Source organism: Streptococcus oralis, assembly GCF_023109315.1.
GTDB lineage: Bacteria > Bacillota > Bacilli > Lactobacillales > Streptococcaceae > Streptococcus > Streptococcus oralis_BS.
This window is the reverse complement of the sequence record NZ_JALDUF010000002.1, coordinates 52,141-71,339: the sequence shown is the minus strand read 5'-3', so window position 1 is coordinate 71,339 and position 19,199 is coordinate 52,141. Positions and strand designations below refer to the sequence as shown.

At 41.5% G+C, this 19,199-nt stretch carries 22 protein-coding genes, 1 tRNA gene and 2 pseudogenes; 13 read left to right on the top strand and 12 right to left on the bottom strand.

Annotated elements, in window-relative coordinates:
- Positions 1-5 precede the first annotated feature (5 nt).
- Both M1F74_RS03055 and M1F74_RS03050 read right to left on the bottom strand, forming a co-directional pair.
- Positions 6-701: an LrgB family protein gene (locus M1F74_RS03055; RefSeq protein WP_001288935.1), complete on the bottom strand. Its 696-nt coding sequence runs from the start codon at positions 699-701 to the stop codon at positions 6-8.
- Positions 698-1,072: a CidA/LrgA family protein gene (locus M1F74_RS03050; RefSeq protein ID WP_000781325.1), complete on the bottom strand. Its 375-nt coding sequence runs from the start codon at positions 1,070-1,072 to the stop codon at positions 698-700. The genes M1F74_RS03055 and M1F74_RS03050 overlap by 4 nt, the downstream gene beginning before the upstream one ends.
- Before the next feature lie 195 nt (positions 1,073-1,267).
- Here M1F74_RS03050 and M1F74_RS03045 point away from each other — a divergent pair, with 195 nt between their 5' ends.
- From M1F74_RS03045 to queF, 7 genes are all read left to right on the top strand, one after another.
- Entirely contained in the window at positions 1,268-1,648 is a 381-nt protein-coding gene (locus tag M1F74_RS03045) for a MarR family winged helix-turn-helix transcriptional regulator (protein WP_247946248.1), read from the top strand.
- 98 nt (positions 1,649-1,746) lie between these two features.
- Positions 1,747-1,968 carry a DUF4649 family protein gene (locus tag M1F74_RS03040; protein ID WP_000570267.1) on the top strand — a complete coding sequence of 74 codons (222 nt, stop codon included), beginning with the start codon at positions 1,747-1,749 and terminating at the stop codon, positions 1,966-1,968.
- A gap of 15 nt (positions 1,969-1,983) precedes the next feature.
- Entirely contained in the window at positions 1,984-2,298 is a 315-nt protein-coding gene (trxA, locus tag M1F74_RS03035; protein ID WP_001029581.1) for a thioredoxin, read from the top strand.
- A gap of 203 nt (positions 2,299-2,501) precedes the next feature.
- A complete protein-coding gene (queC, locus tag M1F74_RS03030) occupies positions 2,502-3,155 on the top strand; it encodes a 7-cyano-7-deazaguanine synthase QueC (protein ID WP_049520423.1) in 654 nt (217 codons plus the stop codon).
- Entirely contained in the window at positions 3,155-3,598 is a 444-nt protein-coding gene (gene queD, locus M1F74_RS03025) for a 6-carboxytetrahydropterin synthase QueD (RefSeq protein ID WP_000464575.1), read from the top strand. The genes queC and queD overlap by 1 nt, the downstream gene beginning before the upstream one ends.
- Positions 3,591-4,307: a 7-carboxy-7-deazaguanine synthase QueE gene (queE, locus tag M1F74_RS03020; RefSeq protein WP_033630105.1), complete on the top strand. Its 717-nt coding sequence runs from the start codon at positions 3,591-3,593 to the stop codon at positions 4,305-4,307. Before queD ends, queE begins: the two co-directional genes overlap by 8 nt.
- Positions 4,308-4,324: 17 nt before the next feature.
- A complete protein-coding gene (gene queF / locus M1F74_RS03015) occupies positions 4,325-4,816 on the top strand; it encodes a preQ(1) synthase (RefSeq protein ID WP_000082579.1) in 492 nt (163 codons plus the stop codon).
- A 57-nt stretch (positions 4,817-4,873) separates the two neighbouring features.
- Here queF and M1F74_RS03010 read toward each other — a convergent pair whose 3' ends face one another.
- Entirely contained in the window at positions 4,874-5,542 is a 669-nt protein-coding gene (locus M1F74_RS03010) for an MIP/aquaporin family protein (RefSeq protein ID WP_096422628.1), read from the bottom strand.
- A 253-nt stretch (positions 5,543-5,795) separates the two neighbouring features.
- Here M1F74_RS03010 and M1F74_RS03005 point away from each other — a divergent pair, with 253 nt between their 5' ends.
- Positions 5,796-6,560, top strand: coding sequence for a (S)-acetoin forming diacetyl reductase (locus M1F74_RS03005; RefSeq protein WP_000048148.1), 765 nt, complete (start codon positions 5,796-5,798; stop codon positions 6,558-6,560).
- Between the two features lie 38 nt (positions 6,561-6,598).
- Here M1F74_RS03005 and M1F74_RS03000 read toward each other — a convergent pair.
- From M1F74_RS03000 to M1F74_RS02965, 8 genes and pseudogenes are all read right to left on the bottom strand, one after another.
- A pseudogene (locus M1F74_RS03000) lies at positions 6,599-7,429 on the bottom strand (DUF2785 domain-containing protein).
- A gap of 73 nt (positions 7,430-7,502) precedes the next feature.
- Positions 7,503-9,299 carry an oligoendopeptidase F gene (gene pepF / locus M1F74_RS02995; protein ID WP_247941362.1) on the bottom strand — a complete coding sequence of 599 codons (1,797 nt, stop codon included), beginning with the start codon at positions 9,297-9,299 and terminating at the stop codon, positions 7,503-7,505.
- Positions 9,300-9,309: 10 nt separating this feature from the next.
- Entirely contained in the window at positions 9,310-10,053 is a 744-nt protein-coding gene (locus M1F74_RS02990; protein WP_001188217.1) for a 16S rRNA (uracil(1498)-N(3))-methyltransferase, read from the bottom strand.
- A gap of 1 nt (position 10,054) precedes the next feature.
- Positions 10,055-11,005, bottom strand: a complete 951-nt coding sequence (gene prmA / locus M1F74_RS02985) for a 50S ribosomal protein L11 methyltransferase (RefSeq protein ID WP_220107147.1) — start codon at positions 11,003-11,005, stop codon at positions 10,055-10,057.
- A 137-nt stretch (positions 11,006-11,142) separates the two neighbouring features.
- Complete coding sequence (locus M1F74_RS02980) at positions 11,143-11,616, bottom strand: GNAT family N-acetyltransferase (protein ID WP_000614821.1); 474 nt, start codon at positions 11,614-11,616, stop codon at positions 11,143-11,145.
- 64 nt (positions 11,617-11,680) lie between these two features.
- Complete coding sequence (locus M1F74_RS02975) at positions 11,681-12,046, bottom strand: hypothetical protein (RefSeq protein ID WP_000575306.1); 366 nt, start codon at positions 12,044-12,046, stop codon at positions 11,681-11,683.
- Positions 12,043-12,471: an NUDIX hydrolase gene (locus M1F74_RS02970; protein WP_247946247.1), complete on the bottom strand. Its 429-nt coding sequence runs from the start codon at positions 12,469-12,471 to the stop codon at positions 12,043-12,045. Before M1F74_RS02970 ends, M1F74_RS02975 begins: the two co-directional genes overlap by 4 nt.
- Positions 12,472-12,480: 9 nt before the next feature.
- Entirely contained in the window at positions 12,481-12,951 is a 471-nt protein-coding gene (locus tag M1F74_RS02965) for a DUF3013 family protein (protein ID WP_000257099.1), read from the bottom strand.
- A gap of 115 nt (positions 12,952-13,066) precedes the next feature.
- On the opposite strand from M1F74_RS02965, the gene M1F74_RS02960 reads away from it, so the two are divergent.
- From M1F74_RS02960 to M1F74_RS02945, 5 genes and pseudogenes are all read left to right on the top strand, one after another.
- Positions 13,067-14,338, top strand: a complete 1,272-nt coding sequence (locus M1F74_RS02960) for a replication-associated recombination protein A (RefSeq protein WP_045616767.1) — start codon at positions 13,067-13,069, stop codon at positions 14,336-14,338.
- Between the two features lie 264 nt (positions 14,339-14,602).
- Positions 14,603-14,675: transfer RNA gene (locus tag M1F74_RS02955), tRNA-Lys, on the top strand.
- A 354-nt stretch (positions 14,676-15,029) separates the two neighbouring features.
- Entirely contained in the window at positions 15,030-15,545 is a 516-nt protein-coding gene (locus M1F74_RS02950) for a DUF308 domain-containing protein (RefSeq protein ID WP_000672740.1), read from the top strand.
- A gap of 384 nt (positions 15,546-15,929) precedes the next feature.
- Positions 15,930-16,025 (top strand): annotated as a pseudogene (locus M1F74_RS10135) (XRE family transcriptional regulator); the annotation flags it as partial.
- Between the two features lie 214 nt (positions 16,026-16,239).
- A complete protein-coding gene (locus tag M1F74_RS02945; protein WP_247946246.1) occupies positions 16,240-17,385 on the top strand; it encodes a low temperature requirement protein A in 1,146 nt (381 codons plus the stop codon).
- A gap of 532 nt (positions 17,386-17,917) precedes the next feature.
- On the opposite strand, the gene M1F74_RS02940 is transcribed toward M1F74_RS02945, so the two are convergent.
- Positions 17,918-19,177 (bottom strand): S41 family peptidase, encoded by a 1,260-nt coding sequence (locus M1F74_RS02940; protein ID WP_247946245.1) that lies wholly within the window; start codon positions 19,175-19,177, stop codon positions 17,918-17,920.
- Positions 19,178-19,199: the final 22 nt, after the last annotated feature.

Here is a 19,199-nt window from a genome sequence, read left to right as displayed (position 1 = left end):
TTTCTTTAACTCAATATCAAACTGGCTACGATAGGGCTGACAAAGACGTAGAGAATACCGGTGACACCGATAGCCAAGCCACCCATGGCTCCTGCTACCGAGCCGTATCGAAAGGCTGTTCCCGTTCCGACTGCGTGGCCTGTTCCTCCAAGGGAGAGTCCGACAGCCACTGGATCATCAATCTTCAACCACTTCAAAAGGGTTGGCCCGATCACACTGGTTAAAATCCCAGTCGCCACTACGACAACCAAGGTCACAGTGGTCAGACCTTGCAATTTTTCTGTAATCCCCACTGCCATAGCAGTTGTCACTGACTTGGGAAAGAGAGAAATGGCTAGGAAAAAGTCCATGCCAAATATTTTCGCTACTATGGCAGTGAAGCTAGTGTTGACAACTACTGCTAACAGACTACCAAAGAGGATACTCCGAGCATGGTGCTTCATCAAGTGAAAACTCTTGTAGAGCGGAATCCCTAGAGCCACGGTCGATGGAACAATCAAGTTGTTCAGATAAACCCCACCTTGGTAATAATCTTGATAAGAAATACCCGTCGCCTTAAGGAAAATAATGATAAAAATAGCTGACAAAAGCAGGGGCGTTGTCAATGGATGAGGAAAACGTCTGTAAATCAGCATTCCCACTAGATAAGCTAGGATAGATAATGCAATCCCAAATAGAGGATTGGATACAAATTCGCTCATTTGGCATCTCCTTTCTCATAATCTCCCTCAAATCGTCTCTTGATAAACTGAACCACTAGGGCGATGAGGATAATGTTGATGACAGCCGCAAAAAAAACAATCAAAACAATGGGCAAGAGATAGGGAGCAATCACATCGAACTTTTCCATGATTCCCACTGCTGGCGGCAAAAAGAGAATAGTCATATTGGCCAGCAAGAAATTCCCGACCATGTTGACGTGTCTGGTCCTTAGCCACTTGAACTGCAGGGCTAGAAAGAGAATAATCAAACCGATAATACTGCCTGGGATGGGCAGATGAAAGAAACTGGAGATTCCCTCACCGATTAGAGAAATCACAAAGAGAATCATTAATTGAACATATAATTTCATCCTAAACTCCATGAAATAAACTTCTTGCATACCAGTTTACTCTTTTTTCAGAAAATTTCAAGGAAATATTGAAATTCTTCTCTCTTGCAAGGATTAGTTAAAAGTAGTATAATCATTGCATGCGCAATCATCTTGTATTGTAGAGACAGTCAGTAATGACTTTGTGACTTTACTTTGAAAAGAAAGGAGAAAGCAATGACTTATTTGGAAAAGTGGTTTGACTACAACCGCCGTCAAAAGGAAATGGAAGCCTTGTTGGAAGAAACTATTGCCCAGCAGAGTGAACAAAGGTTGACCTTGAAAGAGTTTTACCTGCTCTACTATCTGGACCTAGCTAATGAAAAATCCTTACGGCAGATTGATTTACCTGATAAACTCCATCTCAGTCCGAGCGCTGTTTCTCGAATGGTGGCTAGGTTAGAAGAGAAAAACTGTGGCTTGCTTAGTCGCAGATGTTGCGACCAGGATAGACGGGCTAGTTTTATCTGCCTGACTGACGAGGGACAAACAACTCTGGCTTATCTACAAAAAGCTGTCGAAGAAAGATTGGAAACCAGTCTTGATTTCTTGCCTTAATGAGTATTTTTTAAAAAAGTTGCGTGCGCAATCATTTTTCTTGACATTCCTCTTTTCAAGGAGTACAATAAAGTCAAGATCGAACAAAGGAGTTTAATATGATCGAAATTACCTATCTAGACACCAGCAAACAAGAGAGAACCATGACGTTCGAGTCTTACCAAGACTTTGAACGTTCTCAACAAGCTTGCCTTATCGGTGTCGCAGACTATTACCCAGTTCAAAAATTGACCTACAATGGTCATGATTTGGACTACCATGGGACTTATGGAGATGTCTTCTTCTATCTCATGAAACAAGATTTAAGCCAATATAACTAAAAAAGGAGAAATACAATGGCAAAAGCAATTACAGATGCAACATTTGAACAAGAAACAAAAGACGGTTTGGTCTTGGTAGACTTCTGGGCAACTTGGTGTGGCCCATGTCGTATGCAAGGTCCAATCTTGGATAAATTGTCTGAAGAACTTTCAGAAGATGTCTTGAAAATCGTCAAAATGGACGTTGATGAAAATCCAAACACAGCTCGTGCCTTTGGAATCATGTCTATCCCAACCCTTCTCTTCAAAAAAGACGGCCAAGTGGTGAAACAAGTTGCTGGAGTACACACTGCAGAACAAATCAAAGCCATCGTTGCTGAATTGAGCTAATCAAACGAGAGACCAAGTGCTTCATTTGGTCTCTTTTTTTCTTGCCCTTTGCCATTTTTCAAAAAATATGCTAGACTGTAGGTAGAATATTACGATGTTTGGGACATGCCATCGCTAAAAAAAACCTCTAATTGGTATTTTTTAGCTCCCCTCAAGGGAGCTTTTTGCGTGCTCTGAACATTTCCCATTTTGGAAGGAGTACTATGAAACGTCAATCAGCCTTGGTCGTCTTTAGCGGCGGTCAAGATTCCACAACCTGCCTCTTTTGGGCTAAAGAACACTATGAAACAGTCGAAGCCGTCACCTTTGCCTACGGCCAACGCCATCATCTCGAAATTCAAGTTGCTAGAGAAATCGCTAAGGAACAAGGCATTCGTCATCACATCTTAGATATGTCTCTGCTGGGACAAATCACTGAAAATGCCCTGACCTCTGATCTGGAGATCGAGCAAAAAGAGGGAGAGATTCCCAATACCTTTGTTGACGGCCGCAACCACCTCTTTCTTTCCTTTGCGGCAGTTCTTGCCAAGCAACGAGGCATTAAAGATATCGTGACAGGTGTCTGCGAGACAGATTTCTCAGGCTACCCTGATTGTCGGGATGTCTTTGTCAAATCCCTCAATGTTACTCTCAACCTTGCCATGGATTACGACTTTGTTATCCAAACACCTCTCATGTGGCTAGACAAGGCTGAAACTTGGGAGTTAGCCGACCAACTTGGTGCCTTTGACTACGTTCGTGAGAAGACCTTGACCTGCTACAATGGGATTATCGGTAGTGGCTGCGGAGATTGCCCAGCCTGCCATCTACGTCAGCATGGTTTAGATGTTTATCTCTCACAGAAAGGAGAGGGCTAATGTTTTTTGCACCCAAAGAAATCAAACAAGAAACTGGCGAGTCTCTGGTCTACAATCCTCACAGAACCTTGGTATCAAAAGAATTTACCTTTGATGCTGCCCACCACCTCTTTCACTATGAGGGAAAATGCAAGTCCCTGCACGGCCACACTTATCATTTACAAATCGCTGTCAGTGGATTTTTAGATGAACGGGGCATGACCTACGATTTCGGAGATATCAAAGCCATCTACAAGAACTACTTAGAGCCCCATTTGGATCATCGCTATCTCAATGAAACTCTGCCTTATATGAACACGACTGCTGAAAATATGGTTTACTGGATTTTCCAAACCATGAGTCAAGAGTTGCCTGACGAGCGCGGTCTCCGTTTGGAATACGTTCGCCTCTATGAAACTCCGACTGCCTTTGCGGAGTTTAGACGGGAGTGGTTAGATGACTAGGGAACGTGTCCTCAAACTACCAGTTCTGGAAATTTTCGGCCCAACCTTTCAAGGTGAAGGCCGTGCTATTGGGCAGAAAACCATGTTTGTCCGCACTGCTGGTTGCGACTACCACTGCGACTGGTGCGACTCTGCCTTTACTTGGGATGGTTCTGAAAAACCAACTCGCATGACCGCTGACGAAGTCATTTCTGCCTTAGACAAACTAGGAAGCTACGACTACGTTACCCTATCTGGGGGAAATCCTGCTATCCTAGCAGCTAACATGGCTGAACTGGTCACTAAGCTCAAGGAACGTGGTGTCACTCTGGCAGTTGAGACCCAAGGCTCCCGCTGGCAAAATTGGTTAAAAGATATCGATCAGGTCACCCTGAGTCCCAAGCCTCCTTCATCCAAGATGGAAATCAACTTCGAGACCTTGGACTTTATCGTTTCCCAACTAGATCCAGACAAGGTCACCTTTAAAATTCCTGTCTTTGATGATGCTGATTTGGCCTTTGCTAAAGGGATTCAAGAACGCTACCAACCAGATGTCCTCTTCTTATCGGCTGGAAATCCTGAGCCCAAGGCTACAGGCAATATTGTCCAAGACCAACTAGATCGCCTCAAAGAACTCTGGGAACGCGTCGCTGCTGACGATAGCTGGGGCAATGTCCGCGTCCTTCCTCAACTTCATACCCTCCTCTACGACAACCAACGTGGTGTTTAAATTAGAAAGAAAAAATCATGTCACAACAAGAAGAAATGAAAAACCTTAGCCTCCTCGGCAACAAAGAAACCAACTACATTTTTGACTATCAACCAGAAGTCCTCGAATCCTTTGACAATCGTCATGTTGAAAATGACTATTTCATCAAATTCAACTGTCCTGAATTTACCTCGCTTTGCCCAATCACTGCTCAGCCAGACTTTGCGACCATTTATATTTCCTACATTCCTGACAAGCTCTGTGTCGAGTCAAAATCCCTCAAACTCTACCTCTTTAGCTATCGAAATCATGGAGATTTTCATGAAAACTGTATCAACACCATCGGGAAAGACTTGGTCAATCTACTAGACCCTCGCTATTTGGAGGTATGGGGAAAATTCACTCCGCGCGGTGGCATCTCAATCGACCCCTACTACAACTACGGTAAACCTGGAACTAAGTATGAAGGATTGGCAGAACAACGCCTCTTTCAACACGACCTTTATCCAGAGAAAATTGACAACCGCTAAACAGATACGAAAAAGCCCTGTTCCTCAAACTGAGGAGCAAGGCTTTTTGAATTTCAATTATTCTTCTGTTCCAAGGAAGTTTTTAGCAACAAGGGCTGCAAGAATACCACCAACGATTGGGGCAAGGATGAAAATCCAAACTTGTTGAAGGGCTGCGCCACCTACCAAGACAGCAGGAGCCAAGCTACGAGCTGGGTTTACTGAAAGTCCAGTGATGTTCAATCCCACAAGGATCAAGGCTGTCAATGACAAACCGATTACCAAACCAGCGATTGCGCCATTACCTTTGCTTGCTGATGTTACCGTCATGATAACCAAGACAAACAAGAAAGTTGCGATGACTTCAAACAAGAAACCACCAAAGACAGTGACACCGTTTGCCAAGGCATTTTCACCAAGACTAGCAGTTGACATGCCTGAGTTAGACAAGAGGAAGAATACTGCAGCTGACGCAAGGAAAGCTCCAACTACTTGTCCAAGGATGTAGTTTACAAGCTCAGAAGATGACAAACGTTTGTTTACAAACATAGCGATCGAAACCGCTGGGTTCAAGTGAGCACCTGAAATCGTCCCAATTGAGTAAGCTGCAACTACGATTGCCAAACCAAAAGCAAGAGCAATCCCAAGGTGCCCAACACCTTCAACACCATTCCCAAAAACAACAGCTCCTGTTCCGATGAACACAAGCATAAATGTACCGATTAATTCAGCAACAAATTTTTTCATGATAAGTCTCCTTTTTTTCAAACTATGTATTAGTCTATCAAAATAAGGAAAGGGTTTCAAGAAAATTGACTGGAAATTTCAGGTTAGAATTCTATAAAAACGGTAGTGCTTATTTGAAACATTTTTTCTAAAGGTATATAATATCAACATAGTTCAAATAGGTTATTCAATCCCTAATTTGAACTAATTTTTACAACTTTGCTGTTCTTTTATGAACGTTTGAATGGTATCGTGGATACCAAGGAGGAATCATATGTCTAAAGTTGCTATTGTCACAGGTGCAGGTCAAGGAATCGGTTTTGCAATCGCAAAACGATTGGTTCAAGATGGCTTTAAGGTAGGAGTCTTAGACTACAATCCCGAAACAGCTGAAAAGGCTGTTGCCGAATTATCAGCTGAAAATGCCTTCGCTGTCGTAGCCGATGTTTCGAAACAAGCTGAAGTTGCCCAAGCATTTCAACAGGTTGTTGACCATTTTGGTGATTTGAATGTTGTCGTAAATAACGCTGGTGTCGCTCCAACTACTCCTCTTGATACAATCACTGAGGAACAATTTACACGCACTTTCGGTATCAACGTTGGTGGTGTCATTTGGGGTTCACAAGCTGCACAAGCACAATTTAAGGCACTTGGTCACGGAGGTAAAATTATCAACGCAACCTCTCAAGCTGGTGTAGTCGGAAATCCAAATCTAACTGTTTATGGTGGAACAAAATTTGCTGTTCGTGGAATTACGCAAACATTAGCACGTGATTTAGCAGACTCAGGCATCACTGTTAACGCCTATGCACCAGGTATTGTTAAAACACCAATGATGTACGATATCGCTCATGAAGTTGGTAAAAATGCAGGAAAAGATGACGAGTGGGGTATGCAGACATTTGCAAAAGATATTACCCTAAAACGCCTATCTGAACCAGAAGATGTGGCTGCAGCTGTCAGCTTCCTTGCAGGACCAGATTCAAACTACATTACAGGACAAACCATTATCGTTGATGGTGGTATGCAATTCCATTAAAATACATAAAAGAGGCTGGGAAAATTCTAGTCTCTTTTTTATTGCTTCATTATTTTAATAAATATAACTGCCAATCCCTGGTACTGAAAAGATTGAATAGCTTGTTTCAAGTCATCTTGTAAACTATTTCTCTGGTCAAGTTGAACATAGACTTCCAACAAACAGGATCTGAAGTTGGAAAATTTATAAAAATCTTCCCTTTCTTCTATCGGAAAATCAACAGTTTTTATCCAAGAGGCTACTTGCTCTTGCTCCAACTTCCCTTGTAAAATAGGTTCATAGATCACTCTCGCTAAACGCCAATCCTCATCATTTGTAAAACGAATGGTAATTCTTTTAAATAATTGACCAAGTACATCAAATACTTCATGGGCTCTGTTTTTAGGAAAATCTGGATGACAAACGACTTCAGTCAATAAATCCGCTCCATGCGCAAAAGCGTGAACCCAACCATACTGACTTGAAGAACCTGTTGTATCCTGTTCTTTTGAAAGATAGTGCAAGCCTTGATTTAAAAGAACATTACTAATTTCTGCTTTTAATCTCTGATAGAAAATCGATTGCTGGTTGGCATCCGCAGACAAAAGATTTGCATAAATAAGCGCCCTAAAAGAACGTTCAAGTGTTGACAGGCCTATCTTATCAATCTCTTTATCTAGTCCTCCATCAGATGAGACCACTTCAGCAATGAAATGAAATTGATCCTGTGTAAATAGCTATTCCTGAATCCCTCTAGCCAAACTAGTAAAAACCAATTCATCACGAATCTCTGGATTGGGATCCCCTAAGTGATCAAGTAACCACTGGAGTTCTTCTTGACGATAGCTCGGTTTTTCTTCTGCTATTTTTCTGAGTAACTCTTGATACATGGTCAATACCTCTACATTTCTAGCAACTTATCAAAAAGCCATTCTCTGTTCATATCCTTATCCTAAATCCTCTTTACTCTCCCAACTCAGCACTGTAGGAGATAATCTGGTCAACTGTGTTTGACAAGAACTGAATTGTATCACGAAGTGGTTTGTCTGTTGAGATATCCGCTCCGATAAGCATGGCTGACTCAAGTGGTGTCTTGCTACCACCTGATTTGAGAAGATTGAGCCAATCTCTAGCTTCATTCTCAGAGTTTTTCAGATGAAGGTAACCAGCAGTCGAGATGACAAGTCCTGCCGAGTAAGTGTAGCTATATAAGCCCATGTAATAGTGAGCTTGGCGCATCCAAGTGAGTGCCGCATCGTCATCAATCTCAATGGCATCTCCCCAGAAATCTGTCAAGACTTCTTTCATAATGCTGTTGAGCTTGCTTGCTCCAAAGGTTTCACCCTCTTCAATCAATGTATAAACCTTACGCTGGAAGTCTGCTTCCAAGAGGTGGGTGATAAAGTTATGGAAATAGGTGTCTGTCAAGCGGTGGGCAAGAGCGAAGCGTTTTTGACGAGGGTCGTCAGACTGGTGTTCCAAGTAATCACTGAGGAGCAATTCATTGAAGGTTGAAGGCGCTTCGACATAGTAGGTCGACATGTGGGCATTGAAGTAACTTTGGTGGTTGTCTGAGAAGATAAATTGACCAGAATGCCCAATCTCATGAATCAAGGTATAGACATCACTCAATCGACCTGTCCAGCTCATAAAGACATAAGGATGCACACGATATGGATCCGTTGCGTACCCACCTGAATCCTTACCACTATTGGCAGCAAAGTCAACCCAGCGCTCTTCTTGGTAGCGGGCAATTTCTTGGGTGTATTCTTGACCCAATGGTTCTACCGACTTCATGACCAAATCATAGGCATCATCAATGCTGACTTCAGGATTGAGGGCGCTATCCAAGTCCAATTTCCAGTCAGCAAAGGTCATCTTTTCAAGGCCATTCACCTTGGCAACATGCTTGAGGTATCTCTGAGCAACTGGCGCAAAGTCCTTCATGATGAGGTCAATCTGGCGGTCAAACATGGCACGATCTACTTCCTGCTCAGCTAAAAGATAGTCGAATACTGAGTCATAGCCTTTCATATCTGCCAATAGTTTTTCAGACTTAACTTGTGCTAGATAGGCTGCGGCAGCCGTATTTTGGTGCTTACGTAGTCCTTCTGAGAAGGAACGGAAAGATTTCTCACGAACCTCAGCGTCCTCATGGTTTTGGTAGAAATTTTCATAGGTCACAAAGCTATTTTTGTAGGTCTTGCCATGGGCTTCAAAGTCAGCCATTTCAAAATCCCCAGCTCGCATCTTAGTGTAAATGTCCTGTGGACTGTAGAAAACTTCCCCCAGATTTGTCAATGCCTTTTCCACATCCGCACCTAGGTAGTGGGCTTTTTTGATTTTGGCCTGACGAATGGCTGCCGTTAAGTGTGGCAGCTCACCCAAACGGTCCAAGACTTCCTCGTCTGCACCCACCAAGGCGTCGTCAAAGAAGGTCAAGGCTACGCTGGCATCTGTCTCAAAGTCCATCCCAGCCTGGGCAATATTGGCAAATTCTTCATTGCTATAGTCTGTCGTCTGAGGCATAAAGGCGTAATTGCCGATATGACTCATCTGGATATAGATTTGTTCCAATTCCGCAAAGGCCTTCTCGAAATCCTCAAAAGTGTGAAGATTACCTTTGTAATCACGGCTAAATTGGTTGATATCTTCGCGCGTTTTCTCGATTGCACGCAAGAAATCCTCACGGTCTTGGTATAGGGCAGTTAAATCCCAAAGTTCCTTTTCTGGAAATTCTGATCGGTGTTTTTGTTCCATTTTCTTCCTCTTATTTCTCTAATTCTACTAAAACACTAAGGGCTGATAAGGCGTAAAGTGGGGCTGTTTCTGCTCGCAAGATGCGAGGGCCAAGTCCTGCAAGAACAGCTCCTTTAGATTCAAAACTTTCAATTTCTGCTGGTGAGAGACCGCCTTCTGGGCCAAAGATAAAGAGCAATTTGGCTCCTTTTTCAAGACCAGTGACTGCTTGTAAGAGGGCCGCGGCTTCTCCCTCTTTTGCTGATTCTTCATAGGCCACTACAATTGAGTCAAACTGGTCAAACTGAGCTAGAAAATCTGCTTTTTTCTCAAAAAGTTTGGTACTTGGAACGATATTACGCTTGCTCTGTTCTGCCGCTCCAAGGGCGATTTTTTCTAGTTTTTCAACCTTTTTGCCTAGTTTCTTGCCATCCCATTTGGCGACCGACCAGTCGGCAGGAAAGGCCCAGATTTGACTAGCTCCTAGTTCTGTTACTTTCTGAGTAATAAACTCCAGCTTGTCTCCCTTGGGAAAGCCAGATGCGATGGTGACTTGAACGGGCAGTTCCACATTGTCCGCTAATTCTTGGACCAACTCAAACTGACGCGCTTCCACATCTATCACGCGCGCCAAGCGCTTGACGCCATCATCAAATACCAAGGTCACCTCATCCTCTTCTTTCAAGCGCATGACCTGAAACATATGCTTGCTGGTTTCCTTGTCCTCAATGGTGATAGGTGATGTAGCACTGCCCTTGACAAAATACTGCTGCATTCTAGCCTCCAATCACACCGGAAATATCCTTAGTCTTCTTAAAGACACAGGCATTCCATTCCCCTTGAATCATGTGGGTTTCAAGGAAAAATCCAGCTGACTCAGCTGACTCGCGCACCATGTCCCACTTGTCCTTGATAATCCCACTCATGATGAGGTAGCCTTCGTCCTTTACCAAGCGATAGGCATCGTCCGTCAGATGAATAAGAATATCCGCCAAGATATTAGCTACAATCACATCTGCTTCAATCTCAACTCCCTTAAGCAAATCTCCTGGCGCTACATAGATATTTTCCATGCCGGGATTGAGCTCAATATTTTCCTGTGCCACACGAACCGCCACATCATCCAGGTCATAGGCGAAGATTTCCTGGGCACCAAGCAGCGAGCTAGCAATGGAGAGAACCCCTGAACCAGTTCCCACATCTAACACTGTTTCGCCGCCACGAAGAACCTGTTCCAAGGCAAAGAGACTCATCTTGGTCGTTGGATGCGTCCCAGTACCAAAGGCCATACCAGGATCTAGCTTGATAATCTTTTCTCCATCAGTCGCCTCATAGTCCGTCCATGACGGCACAATGGTCAAGTCATGAGTAATACGAGCTGGTTCATAATATTTCTTCCAGTTATCAGCCCAGTCTTCCTCAGCCAAGGCAGTCGTCCCCATCTTGACCTCTCCCAGATTCATAAAATCTGTCAATTCTGCCAGACGAGTCTGTAATTCTGTCTCAACCACTGCCACATCAACCGTGTCAGGATAATAGGCGGTCACTACGATTTCTTCTTGCTGCTCGACCTCTGGGAAAATTTCGCCAAAACGATCGACATTCCCCACATAGTCCATGCTGTCTTCAATTGCAACACCTTGGGCACCTAACTCAATCAAGAGGTTGGAGACCAGCTCCTCCCCCTCACGCTTGACTGTAACTTTTAACTCTTGCCATGTTTCCATAATTAAGATACCAAGCCTGTAAAACACAAAGCCAAAATAGGAAACTCTCTGAAGACGCTTGTGTCTAAGAGAAGTTTATCTTTTTGGCACAGTGTTTAGGGCGGGTTCAGTTTAGAAATTTAACCGAACCATCCTTTCTATTTGTCAATCAATTTTTTCATGTAAACCATATCCATACCTTCTTTTTCAGGCTCGATATGAGTTTGACGGTAGCCGTTTTTCTCATAAAAAGCGACCATGCCCGCATCCTGTAATACCGTACACAAATCCCACTGTTTAATCGTCGGAAATTCCTTTTCCAGCAATTCCAATCCTTCAGAACCATAACCTTTTCCTTGATACTGGGGCAAAATCGCTGCCGTTCCCAACCAAGCCTCCGTCAATTCCTCATTGGTCTGAACTCGTAAAAATCCGATATTTTCGTCCTTTTCTTTCACAAAGTAGTAATAGCTATTGGGACGCTCAACCAATTTCCACTTGATTCGTTCACGATCCTCTAGATAGGGATCATACTCATCTTGATATTTCTCATAGATAGCCTTAAAGCTAGCCCTTTGAATTGCAATTACGGTTTCTAAATCTTCTGCTCCTGCTCGGACAATCTGAATCATACTAATACCTCCAAATACACATTCTCTCAACTAGCACTTCTATGCTCTTCCACACGCTGTTTTACTAACCCTCAAATTCCTCAATTACATCTGTGTAGTGTTCTTTCATTGTGCTATGAATCTGCTGTTTAAAAATACCAAACATAAGATAATAAACAAATAGAACAATTCCTGCAAACAGTATCAAAAATAAAAAATATACTGAAAGGGGCAGTACGAGACCTCTACCACTCAGTAAGGGTATAACAAGCATTAATACCCAAATAATAGCCATAGAAATCCCAGCTACTTTCGTGCCACTTTCTCTCTGCTTCTTTAACTTTAAATATTCCATATAGATGAATGTAGCTTCTTCTCTAGAATATTGTCCAGTTTTTAGTTTGCGTTTAACTTCCTTATTTAACGTCGTTGTTGCAATTGCAAAAATCATTTTACTTCCTCCAAATAATCCCTCACTCGCTCCTGCAACTGGGGCACGACCTTATCTGAGCCAAGAAACTCATCAGTGCTCATCATTCTATATCCCTGTCCTTCATCGCCAAAGACGATACTATCAAACTGTTCCTGCCTTAACTTGCCAACTAGAAAGACGGATTCCTTCCCCTCAAAAAGCATACTTGGGTAAACCTTACTCCAAAGCAGACAATCTTCAGTCAGATGAATTCCCAGTTCTTCATAAACTTCACGCGCCGCGCACTCAAAAGGACTTTCATCGCCTTCTCGCCCACCACCAGGCAGTTCCCAGGTATTAGGGTATGGAATGTTTGATTTGTCATCACGTAAGATAGTTAAGAGCTTATCACCACAAAAGAGGGCAATTTTGCAGCCTGTGAAATCAGAAATTTCTACTTCCATATCAGACTCCTAATATCTCGGATAAGGGTAAAATTCTCCTTCTTCCAAGCCGACTTTCCCTTCTTCAAAGACTTCTTGGTTCCATTCCATAACAAATTCTTCCGCTTCTGGATCTTCTAAAAAGTCCATGAGGGCATCTAGCCCAATCTCGGAAGTATCTTTGAGGAAAAGGGCAAAATAAGCTAAAAATTCACGAGAAAATCCTTTTTTAGGTAGGTAAGGGATGACTGTTAAATAGTCTTCTGCGTTAACCGTTGACTTTGCAGGATTGTAGAAAAGGACTGCTTCCTCAAAGAGGATATCGTCTGATGACACCTCTCCGTCTTCATCCACCATCTCCACACCTGCAGCGTTTTGCGCTTCTAGTAAAAAACTCACTTCTACCGCGTGATTGCGCTTGTCCCAACTAATCTCAAAGTCAAAGGGAAAGTTCTTGTCCAACTCCTCCTCTAAAACATCTAAAAATCCGTATGTTGCCATTTTGTCCTCTTTCTATGCGACTCTTAAATCGCCCCGATTGCTCGGAAATATGCTAAAATAGATACTACCATCTTACCACATATACATCAGAAAATCCACGTTAGAAAGGACTGCTATGCCAGACAATCTCGCGCTTCGCATGCGCCCTAAAACCATCGACCAGGTCATCGGTCAGGATCATCTGGTCGGACCTGGAAAAATCATCCGCCGCATGGTGGAAGCCAACCGTCTGTCCTCCATGATTCTCTACGGACCTCCAGGAATCGGCAAGACCAGTATTGCCTCAGCCATCGCTGGGACTACTAAGTATGCCTTTCGAACTTTCAATGCGACGGTTGATAGTAAAAAGCGACTGCAAGAAATCGCGGAAGAGGCTAAATTTTCTGGTGGTCTCGTCCTATTACTAGACGAAATTCATCGTCTAGACAAGACCAAGCAAGACTTTCTACTTCCACTCTTGGAAAGTGGACTGGTCATCATGATTGGCGCTACGACTGAAAATCCTTTCTTCTCTGTCACTCCTGCCATTCGTAGCCGTGTTCAAATTTTTGAGTTGGAACCTCTGTCTAACCAAGACGTCAAAGAGGCTCTTCAGATAGCTCTAAGTAACCCTGAGCGTGGTTTTGATTTTCCAGTAGAACTAGATGAGGATGCGATGGATTTCATCGCATCCTCTACAAACGGAGACCTTCGTTCTGCCTTCAACTCACTGGATTTGGCAGTTCTTTCTACCCCTGAAAATGACGAGGGCATCCGCCATATCACCCTTGATGTCATGGAAAATAGCCTACAACGGAGCTACATCACCATGGATAAGGATGGGGATGGACATTATGACGTACTCTCAGCCCTGCAAAAGTCCATACGAGGTTCGGATGTCGATGCCAGTCTTCACTATGCTGCTCGCTTGATTGAGGCTGGTGATTTGCCAAGTCTCGCTCGTCGTTTGACTGTTATCGCTTATGAAGATATCGGTTTGGCCAATCCTGAAGCCCAGATTCACACTGTGACTGCTCTGGATGCTGCCCAAAAGATTGGTTTTCCCGAAGCTCGCATCCTCATTGCCAACGTCGTGATTGATTTGGCTCTTTCTCCAAAATCCAACTCAGCCTATGTAGCTATGGATAAGGCACTTGCTGACCTCAAAACATCAGGGCACTTGCCTATTCCGCGGCACCTGCGTGATGGGCACTACAGCGGAAGCAAGGAACTGGGGAATGCCCAAGACTATCTCTATCCACACAACTATCCTGGAAATTGGGTCAAGCAAGACTATCTACCAGAAAAAATTCGTAATCATCACTATTTCCAAGCAGAAGATACTGGTAAATATGAACGGGCTTTGGCTCAAAGAAAGGAAGCTATCGACCGTTTGCGAAAAATCTGAAATCCTTTTCAAAAAATTGCACTTTCCTCTTGATTTTTTTTGAAAAAGTGGTATTATATAAACATAGAAACGCTGTGGTGTACGACTTCACACTTAAGTGTTGACCGACTATTTTTTGTATTATTAGGGAAACAAAAGTCTTCTAACAGCATGTAGGCCGTCTCACACGGAAACAGCTTCAGTTAGAGCGAGTTGCCCACCTGCTTAATTGCGCGGGTTCAATACAAACCGTGAAGTTTCGGCACCAATACAGCTTTTTTCTTTGCCTCCTTAGCTCAGCTGGCAGAGCAGCGGACTCTTAATCCGTGGGTCACAGGTTCGATCCCTGTAGGGGGCATCTAAATACAACAGGAAAAAGCCTTGTAAATCAAGGCTTTTTTTGCTTGTCTATAACTGATTTACCCCATCATTTGTCCCACATTTTAAATCTATCTTTTCTTTTTGAATCAAATTACATCTTTACAAATAGTGTAAAGCCAGTTACTTTTGCTTTGATTCCATACAATATTTTCATGTAGAGAAGACAAATTTTATCTTCTCTTTTTATTTTCAAAATAATAAAAACTGATTTTCTTTTCATAAATCAGACTGAAACTTCCAAATTTTCCATTTTGTTTATTGATATTTCCTCTAAAAAGGTGTATAATATTATTATTATCAAACTATACTATACTATATAGGGGGTATTGAAATGAAATTTTCTAATCGTTTACTGCTATTCCTTGCAGGAGTTGTTTTTGTCCTTTTAGGACTTTTCCTATTTACAAACCCAGTAGCTAATCTTGTTGCTTACAGCTGGTGGATTGCATTTGGTTTACTGGTTTCTTCTATAGCAGCTATTTTAGGCTATTTCTCTGTACCAAAAGAGCTTCGCTCACCAGCTCATCTTTTCCAAGGGATTGTTAATCTTCTCTTAGCTCTTTACCTCGTTGCCTATGGCTTTGTGACGCTGCCAGTTGTCATTCCAACTATTTTAGGAATTTGGTTAATTGTAGAAGCCATTATAGTTTTCTTTAAAGGCAATCGTTTGGGATTGATTTTCCCTATTATTGGCAACCATATCATGTGGATAGCGTTGCTTGCATTTTTACTAGGTCTAGTGATTTTGTTCAATCCAGTAGCTACAAGTGTCTTTGTCGTTTATGTCGTTGCCTTTGCATTTTTAATTGTTGGTTTCACCTATATCCTTGATGCCTTTCGTAAATAGTCTAGTTGCTATTTCTATCGCATTCAAAAAAGCTGGGAAATCATATTCTCAGCTTTTTTTGTTGCCTCCTTAGCTCAGTTGGGGCATCTAAATCAACAGAAAAAAGCCTTGATAACCAAGGCTTTTTTGTAGTCTTAGCACTCACTCTTTATTGGAGGCTGGGACAAAAGTCCTAGCCTCTCAATTGTCTTTGGATTATCGAACAAGACGCAGTGGTTGAGTAGGGCTTTAAAAGCTGATGAAATCAGCGTAGTAGAGCCCACTCAACTGTGCGGAGGTGGGACGACGAAATCGAATTCTAACGAATTACCGGTTTCTGTCCCACTCTCTATCCATGAGGCTGAACTCTATATTCTGAAACGGTTTGGCCGGTCCACTTTTTAAAGAACACTTCATAACCAATATGAACCTGGTTTTATTGTAGCAAGGGATAAATCTCCACTAGAACTCTTAATTGAAAATAAGGAGCTATTAGATTAAATAAAAAAAGCGAGGATATCCTCGCTTTTCTATTGTAAAATCTTATTCTTCATTATCAATCATCAAACACTCTGCCTGTGAGTTGGTACATGAGGTAAATGTGCTCCAAGGTTTTGACAATTCGCGCCACATGAAGTTATTTAAGCATCTTCCTTTCTTTCATTACCATTTTCTGTTATAATGTATTGTATTTCTAAAGTAGAAAGGTATTAATATGACAACTCTTATTAAGCATAAACGTGTAGAATTTTCAGAACTTTTTTATGACCTAGTTTTTGTTTTTGCAATTTCAAAAGTAACTACTTTAATTGACCATCTTCATAACGGTATTTTGACTTGGAATTCTTTCCTTGATTTTTTCATTGCTACTTTGTTTCTCATCGATTCCTGGATGATTCAAACCGATTATACCAATCGCTATGGAAAGAACTCTTTATTTAACATGGTAATCATGTTTATCAAAATGGGAATTTTACTCTTTATAGCCAATATGATTGGACCTGATTGGCAACAATATTTTCATTATCTCTGTTGGGCTATTGGTACATTAACCCTTACCTTATTTTTTCAATATTTGGTTGAATTTTTTAGAAAATCAACCGATGATGCTAATCGGGAAAGTATCAAAGGTTTTCTATGGATAACAGGTCTAGGAAGTTTAGGATTCTATCTAGCAGCTCTTCTTCCTATTTACCTTAGAGTCTATATCTTATTTGCTAGTATTCTGCTAACATTTATTATGCCAAGTATCTTGCTTAATAAAGATAAGCATTACCAGGTAAATCTCCCCCATTTAATCGAGCGTATCTCCCTTCTTGTCATTATTATGTTTGGAGAGATGATTACGGAGCTAGCTAACTTCTTTACAATCGAGAATTTCTCGATTTATTCGGTTCTTTATTTCATTATTATGATTTCTCTGTTCTTGTTTTATTTTGGTCAATTCGACCATGCTATTGATGAAGAATCTAATCAAAAGGGACTATTTCTAATTTACAGTCACTATCCTATTTTCATTGGACTTCTTATGATGACCGTTTCGATGAGTTTTCTTCTGAATCCTGAAACTAATCTTCTCTTTGCAACCAGCTTCTTTTATATCGGAATTGGCCTCTTCCAAGCTGCTGTCCTAGCAAATGGGCCCTGTAACAAACACTATCTTCGCTATTCGAAAAGTTACTACTGTGTCCAAGCTACACTCTATCTGGCTGCCTTGATTCTCTCTTTAATCTTTGCTTCTAATCCTATAATAGTAGTGAGTATAACAACCATTTTAGCTCTAGCTATAGCTATTCATTTTATTTATTTTTATGTGACACAGAATAAAAAATATTCCAAATCTAACTGGGGGTTCTTTTAATGAGTTTATAACATAAAAAAGCTTTGGGAACCAAGGCTTTATATGATATCAATCACCGACCACGAAAATGTTTAGCTTACAGAACTGCTAGTGAAGCTCTAGAGGATGAGTTCGAGTAAATGTTGCACTTATTCTTGCAATTTATCATTTACTTGATGCACGAACTCGATATTTTTTTCGTTAATTTGTTTTTGCCCCACTTTTGCCCCATTTTTAAATCCTGACATTGAAAATACCTAAAAGTATTTCCCTAAAATCAGCTATATTTCAACATTTTTGTTTATTTTCAATATGAAAAGTTCTTACAAATTCATGCAGGTGGCATCTAAATACAACAGGAAAGGCCTTGGTTTCAAGGCTTTTTTTGTATCCTCCCTACTTTTATTCTATCAACGGATGCTCAAGATATATTTGGTGTGTAAAAAATTCTTTTACCCCTCAGTGATACAATCATTTTACTCAATTACAAACAAATCAAAAGCAAAAGACTTAGCTCTATTTCATACAGAACTAAGTCTTTTATTTAAACAATCTAATGTTTCCTCTTCATCTCAATCAACTCCAGACATTTATCTAGATCTACATCTCGTTCAAAATGTGCAGGAGTCCAAGGGACTTCTATATCAGGAAGAACACCTTTGTTCGTCATCCCTTTGCCTTTATCTATAGCCAACCAGCGAGAAGTTGGGAACATCAAAAAGTAATCATCATAATCTACCTTGCAACAATTTGAGTAGTCTAAAATACCAAGCGTTGGACGGCCGATAACTGTTACTTTCTTAAAATTCTTCATCATCTTGACAAAATTATCTCCTGATGAGGCACAATAAATATCCGACAAAACAAAAATTTGCTCTGGATAGTGACCACCCTTAACACCTGGAAAAAGCTCGTCCTGATCATCCTTATACCGAACATAGCCTTTCCCTCGATTTTGGAGTAAGTTATTACGAAAATCTTCAAGCAGTTTCACCGTATCAGGACTGATATTTTCTTGTTGAAGCCATGTTTCAAAGTCTTTTAAGCGTCGTTCGACATTTCCTTCTGTATAGAGAATTTCCATTCCATCATCCTGTAAATCAAGAGTGTCATAGCCTTTCCCTTCCTCCAAGCCAAGATGTAAGAGCGGAAAATACAAAGAATCCGTGCCCCCATTGTTGTAACGGACATCTATAATAAGAGTTTCTGTCTCAGTAATCTTCTGCAAGCACTCTTGGTATAAACGGCTAATCGCTTCTTCATCCATAAAATTATCTAAGCGTAGATAGAGGATATCTGACTCCAACTCTTTCCAAAAGATCTGAGCTTTTTGAGCTTGCTGGCTAGCACGAACTGTAATAGACATCTCCTGTCCATCTCGCAAGACGGTCACTTGCTCTGCCATCAGTAGCAAATCTGCCCATTCTCGGTATCGTCTTTCTAGAGTCAGACTAATAAAGTAATTTGGGTGTTGCAAAGCTACTTGCTCCAAACTCATCCCGTCCAGACTGAGGATTCGATCCCCCACTTGGAGGCCTGTATCTTGGTTTGCTTCCTCAACAAACATTTCCTGATCACTTATCCTCAAAAGAAAACCTTTCGGACCTGATTTTTTATCATGAAAAGAAACATGCCCAATAATCCCAAAACTAGCAAGATAAGTCCTGACTTGATAGAGAAATTCTTGCTCAGCCATATCATCTGTAATCTTTTCTAGAAAAGGCTGAGGGTTGCACCCTTTGCGATCTTTTACTGTAGATGAATCATGTGTCATAATCCAAATAATGTCTTTAAAAATATCTGTTTTTTTCATACGAGCCGTTCCTTCTACCTTT

Excerpts from the sequence above, each read along its gene's own strand:
- M1F74_RS03045 (WP_247946248.1), top strand. The coding sequence starts at position 1,268 with ATGACTTATTTGGAAAAGTGGTTTGACTACAACCGCCGTCAAAAGGAA.
- M1F74_RS02990 (WP_001188217.1), bottom strand. The coding sequence starts at position 10,053 with ATGCAGCAGTATTTTGTCAAGGGCAGTGCTACATCACCTATCACCATT.
- M1F74_RS03050 (WP_000781325.1), bottom strand. The coding sequence starts at position 1,072 with ATGAAATTATATGTTCAATTAATGATTCTCTTTGTGATTTCTCTAATC.
- M1F74_RS03005 (WP_000048148.1), top strand. The coding sequence starts at position 5,796 with ATGTCTAAAGTTGCTATTGTCACAGGTGCAGGTCAAGGAATCGGTTTT.
- M1F74_RS02945 (WP_247946246.1), top strand. The coding sequence starts at position 16,240 with ATGACAACTCTTATTAAGCATAAACGTGTAGAATTTTCAGAACTTTTT.
- M1F74_RS02980 (WP_000614821.1), bottom strand. The coding sequence starts at position 11,616 with ATGATTCAGATTGTCCGAGCAGGAGCAGAAGATTTAGAAACCGTAATT.
- M1F74_RS02965 (WP_000257099.1), bottom strand. The coding sequence starts at position 12,951 with ATGGCAACATACGGATTTTTAGATGTTTTAGAGGAGGAGTTGGACAAG.
- M1F74_RS03055 (WP_001288935.1), bottom strand. The coding sequence starts at position 701 with ATGAGCGAATTTGTATCCAATCCTCTATTTGGGATTGCATTATCTATC.
- queC (WP_049520423.1), top strand. The coding sequence starts at position 2,502 with ATGAAACGTCAATCAGCCTTGGTCGTCTTTAGCGGCGGTCAAGATTCC.
- M1F74_RS02960 (WP_045616767.1), top strand. The coding sequence starts at position 13,067 with ATGCCAGACAATCTCGCGCTTCGCATGCGCCCTAAAACCATCGACCAG.
- prmA (WP_220107147.1), bottom strand. The coding sequence starts at position 11,005 with ATGGAAACATGGCAAGAGTTAAAAGTTACAGTCAAGCGTGAGGGGGAG.
- M1F74_RS02950 (WP_000672740.1), top strand. The coding sequence starts at position 15,030 with ATGAAATTTTCTAATCGTTTACTGCTATTCCTTGCAGGAGTTGTTTTT.
- M1F74_RS02970 (WP_247946247.1), bottom strand. The coding sequence starts at position 12,471 with ATGGAAGTAGAAATTTCTGATTTCACAGGCTGCAAAATTGCCCTCTTT.
- M1F74_RS03010 (WP_096422628.1), bottom strand. The coding sequence starts at position 5,542 with ATGAAAAAATTTGTTGCTGAATTAATCGGTACATTTATGCTTGTGTTC.
- queE (WP_033630105.1), top strand. The coding sequence starts at position 3,591 with ATGACTAGGGAACGTGTCCTCAAACTACCAGTTCTGGAAATTTTCGGC.
- pepF (WP_247941362.1), bottom strand. The coding sequence starts at position 9,299 with ATGGAACAAAAACACCGATCAGAATTTCCAGAAAAGGAACTTTGGGAT.
- trxA (WP_001029581.1), top strand. The coding sequence starts at position 1,984 with ATGGCAAAAGCAATTACAGATGCAACATTTGAACAAGAAACAAAAGAC.
- M1F74_RS02940 (WP_247946245.1), bottom strand. The coding sequence starts at position 19,177 with ATGAAAAAAACAGATATTTTTAAAGACATTATTTGGATTATGACACAT.
- M1F74_RS02975 (WP_000575306.1), bottom strand. The coding sequence starts at position 12,046 with ATGATTTTTGCAATTGCAACAACGACGTTAAATAAGGAAGTTAAACGC.
- queD (WP_000464575.1), top strand. The coding sequence starts at position 3,155 with ATGTTTTTTGCACCCAAAGAAATCAAACAAGAAACTGGCGAGTCTCTG.
- queF (WP_000082579.1), top strand. The coding sequence starts at position 4,325 with ATGTCACAACAAGAAGAAATGAAAAACCTTAGCCTCCTCGGCAACAAA.
- M1F74_RS03040 (WP_000570267.1), top strand. The coding sequence starts at position 1,747 with ATGATCGAAATTACCTATCTAGACACCAGCAAACAAGAGAGAACCATG.